3 protein-coding genes are annotated in these 3,915 nt (G+C 44.4%); 1 reads left to right on the plus strand and 2 read right to left on the minus strand.

Annotated features, from left to right (window positions below; genetic code table 11):
• Positions 1 to 57: 57 nt before the first annotated feature.
• Complete coding sequence (gene ispG, locus GNE10_RS32685) at positions 58 to 1,284, minus strand: (E)-4-hydroxy-3-methylbut-2-enyl-diphosphate synthase (RefSeq protein WP_099072941.1); 1,227 nt, start codon at positions 1,282 to 1,284, stop codon at positions 58 to 60.
• A gap of 434 nt (positions 1,285 to 1,718) precedes the next feature.
• Between ispG and GNE10_RS32690 the strand changes: the two genes are divergently transcribed.
• Positions 1,719 to 2,849, plus strand: coding sequence for an isochorismatase (locus GNE10_RS32690; protein WP_260447126.1), 1,131 nt, complete (start codon positions 1,719 to 1,721; stop codon positions 2,847 to 2,849).
• A 62-nt stretch (positions 2,850 to 2,911) separates the two neighbouring features.
• Here GNE10_RS32690 and GNE10_RS32695 read toward each other — a convergent pair whose 3' ends face one another.
• On the minus strand, positions 2,912 to 3,829 hold the full coding sequence (locus tag GNE10_RS32695) for a M23 family metallopeptidase (protein ID WP_185570171.1): 918 nt from the start codon (positions 3,827 to 3,829) through the stop codon (positions 2,912 to 2,914).
• Between the last annotated feature and the right edge of the window lie 86 nt (positions 3,830 to 3,915).

Consider the following 3,915-nt stretch of genomic DNA (forward strand, 5'->3'; position numbering starts at 1 on the left):
CACTCCCCACACTCCCCCATCTTTCCATTTCCCCTTTCCCCAAGGCGTTGCCACTTCCTACGGCTCTACCCAGCGTCCATCTGCTTTAATCAGATTGATTAATTCTTCTACGCCTTTGTCTTCTGGGACTTTTTTAATTTCTTCTCTGCCACGATATAAAGAAATATAACCGGGTGTTTTGCCGACATAACCATAGTCGGCATCTGCCATTTCTCCGGGGCCGTTGACAATGCAGCCCATAACTGCTATATCGAGACCAGTTAAGTGTTTGGTGGCTTCCCGGACTTTGTGTAACACTTCTTCTAAGTTAAACAAAGTTCGTCCACAAGAAGGACAAGCGACGTATTCCACCATTGTTTTCCGCAATCCCAAGGCTTGGAGAATGCTGTAACAAACGGGGATTTCTTTTTCTGGTGGTTCTGTCAGCGACACACGAATTGTATCGCCGATACCATCAGCGAGTAATGTCGCAATCCCAGCGGTGGATTTGATTCGTCCGTATTCGCCATCACCGGCTTCGGTAACACCTAAATGTAGGGGATAATCCATACCTAATTCATCCATACGCTTGGCGATGAGGCGATAGGCGGCTACCATCACTGGTACTCGCGAAGCTTTCATGGAAATTACCAAATTCCGGAAATCTAAAGATTCACAAATGCGAATAAATTCTATGGCTGATTCCACCATTCCTTCGGGGGTGTCACCGTAGGTAAATAGCATTCTTTCGGCGAGGGAACCATGATTAACGCCAATTCGCATAGCTTTACCTTGGTCGCGCAAAGAAACTACTAAAGGTTCTAGAGTTTCGCGGATTTTTTCGCCAATTTCGTCAAATTCAACTTTACTGTATTCGGTTCTGTTAAAGTTTGGCTTTTCAAATACGTACAACCCTGGATTAATCCGCACCTTCTCTATGTGTTTGGAGACTTCCAGAGCGATTTTCATACCGTTGTGATGGACATCAGCCACAATTGGTACGTCTTGGTAAGTTTTAATTAATTTTTGTTTAATTTCTGCTAATGCTTTAGCATGAGCCATACTTGGCACTGTGACGCGGACAATTTCGCAGCCAATTTCGTGCAAACGACGAATAGCAGCCACGGAACCATCAATATCAAGGGTGTCTTCGTTAATCATTGACTGCACCACAACGGGGTAGCCACCCCCAATGGTGACATTACCTACCTTTACGGGACGGGTTTGACGCCGCTTGATGGTTGTATCAAAGGTAGGTTGGGTTGATGTAGTCTTTGCAGTATCCGGTGTGGGCAGAGTTTGCATAACCTGTAAGGGCAAATTTGCTGTAGTTAAAATATCAGATTTGATAAATCCCTGTTTCCCAGATTGCCACAGTAGGGGTATTTTTGGGTAATGGGATGGCAAAAAAGAAAATAAAGAAAATTCAAGCGATCGCCTATTCTTAACTAAGGGACTTCTAAGTAAAAAAAGATTTCACACAAGACTGTTAACTGTTGACCGTTAACGGTTCACAGTCAATAGTCAACAGTCAGCGCATTGACTGGAATAATTGATTTTTTTGAGTTCCCTAATACTTAAGTTGCAACCAAAGATAGTAATTTGGATTGGGAGTGGGGAGTGGGGAGTGGGAAGTGAGAATAGCCAGCTAAATTAGAGGTTGTTTAAAAAGTGTTTCGCTGTGACTTTAGGTACAGGAATGTCAATGATGTTATTACAGAATAAATCAAACTGTAATTATGAATACCCACACAATCACCCAACTACCAATTCCCTCGCACTTTAACGCCGATAAAGTCGGCGAAGTTTGGCGCGTACCTTACCAAGAGATTGCAGCCGCAGCCGAAACATGGGCAAAACAACACAAAATTCTACCTGCATCTTTAGACACAACTCGTATTGCCCTATTATTAATTGATGTCCAAAACACCTTTTGTATTCCGGGATTTGAATTATTTGTGGGGGGAAGAAGCGGCACTGGGGCAGTGGATGATAATCGGCGGTTGACTGAATTTATATATCGCAATTTGGGAATAATTACAAAAATTATCCCCACCTTAGATACTCACACCGCTACTCAAATTTTCCATCCTATCTTTTGGGTGAACCCCGCCGGAGAACATCCCATACCAGCCGCTACTAGCATCACTCCTAATGATATCGAACAAGGTATTTGGAAAGTAAACCCAGCAGTTGCTAATAGTGTGACTAATGGCAATTACGAATTATTAGAAAAACACGCTTACCATTACGTTAAGCAACTTAGTCAAGACGGGAAATATCCCCTCACCGTTTGGCCTTATCATTCCATGTTGGGCGGCATTGGTCATGCTTTAGTTTCATCAGTAGAAGAAGCAATCTTTTTTCACGGCATCGCTCGTCAAAATCAAACACAATTTGAAATTAAAGGGGAAAATCCTTTAACAGAAAATTATTCTATTTTACGTCCAGAAGTGTTGGAAGATTTTGAAAAACGTCCACTTGGTCAAAAAAACACGCGCTTAATTAAACAACTTTTAGAATTTGATATTGTCATCATTGGTGGTCAAGCTAAAAGCCATTGTGTCGCCTGGACAATTGATGATTTATTAACAGAAATTAAACAGGTAGATGCCACACTTACCCAAAAAATCTATTTGCTAGAAGATTGTACTTCTCCTGTGGTTGTTCCTGGTGTTGTGGACTACACAGAACAAGCAGATGCAACATTTACAAGATTTGCAGAAGCAGGAATGCACGTCGTCAAATCTACTGAGATTGGGGATTGGGGACTGGGGAATGGTGACTGGAAGGGACAAGGGGGATCAGGGAGACAAGGGAGATGGGGCAGAGGGGCAGGGGAGAATAATAACTCCCCAGTCACCAGTTAACAGTTAACAGTCAACCCTCTCCATGCCCAATGCCCCACGCCCAATGCCCCATCTCCCATTCCTCATTTCCTCAAATAACCCTTGGGATCTTGGGCTACCCAACCCAGAGATGAGCTAGAACGAACTTCAAAATGGAGATGGGGCTGACTGGCGCTTGGTGTACCACTGGTGCCTACAGTTCCTAATAAGTCGCCTTTGTTCACTTTTTGACCAACAGAGACATTGATACTGTCAAGTTGGGCGTAGCGGCTTTGTAGTCCTCCACTGTGGTTGATGATGACCAACTTGCCATAACTACCTTGGTCATCGGCAAAGGCTACGGTTCCAGGGGCAATGGCTAGCACTTCTGTACCAACTGGTGCTAACAAATCAACGCCGCTATGGAAGAAAACTTGACCTGTACTAGGATTTATCTGCCAGCCGTAAGCTAATGCTACATTTGTCATTTCTGCCAACGGGTATCCCGACAGAGATACCCGATTTGGCGTTCCTGTATCAGTGGGTACAGGAGCCTTGGTGACAACACCATCAGGCGACCAATTTACCCCTGGAACAAAAACGATTCTGGGGTCTTGTTGGCAACCATTCACCTCAAAAAGGCTATCAGGACGAACTTTGTATTTTGCTGCCACTTGCCGCCAAGTTTGACCGCGGGGCACTTCCACTACAATCCCATTGTACGGAGGAATTTGCAGCACAGTACCAACGGTAGGGTAGGTGGAACCCGCCCCAGGCATCGCCCCATTGTTCTGTAAAGCTGGATTCATACCAATAATAGTTGTGGGAATCAGATCGTAGCGCTGCGCTATACTCTCCAAAGTTTCGCCACGAACTACTTTATGACGTTGGAAGCGAGATAGGGCTGGAGTTGGGCAACCATCCACAGCAGCATTGGCACTGTTCAAGTTTGGCAGTATGGATACTAGACCCAAGACGCTAACTAAGCTACAGAGAAATAGTTGACGAACAGGTAAAGTCATGTATACAAGTCAAGAGCGCATTAACTTTAGATTTTAAATGGAGATTTGGGGATTGGGGCATGGGGCAAGCAGGAGGTGTGGGAGGT

This window comes from Nostoc sp. 2RC, from assembly GCF_014222165.1.
GTDB lineage: Bacteria > Cyanobacteriota > Cyanobacteriia > Cyanobacteriales > Nostocaceae > Nostoc > Nostoc linckia.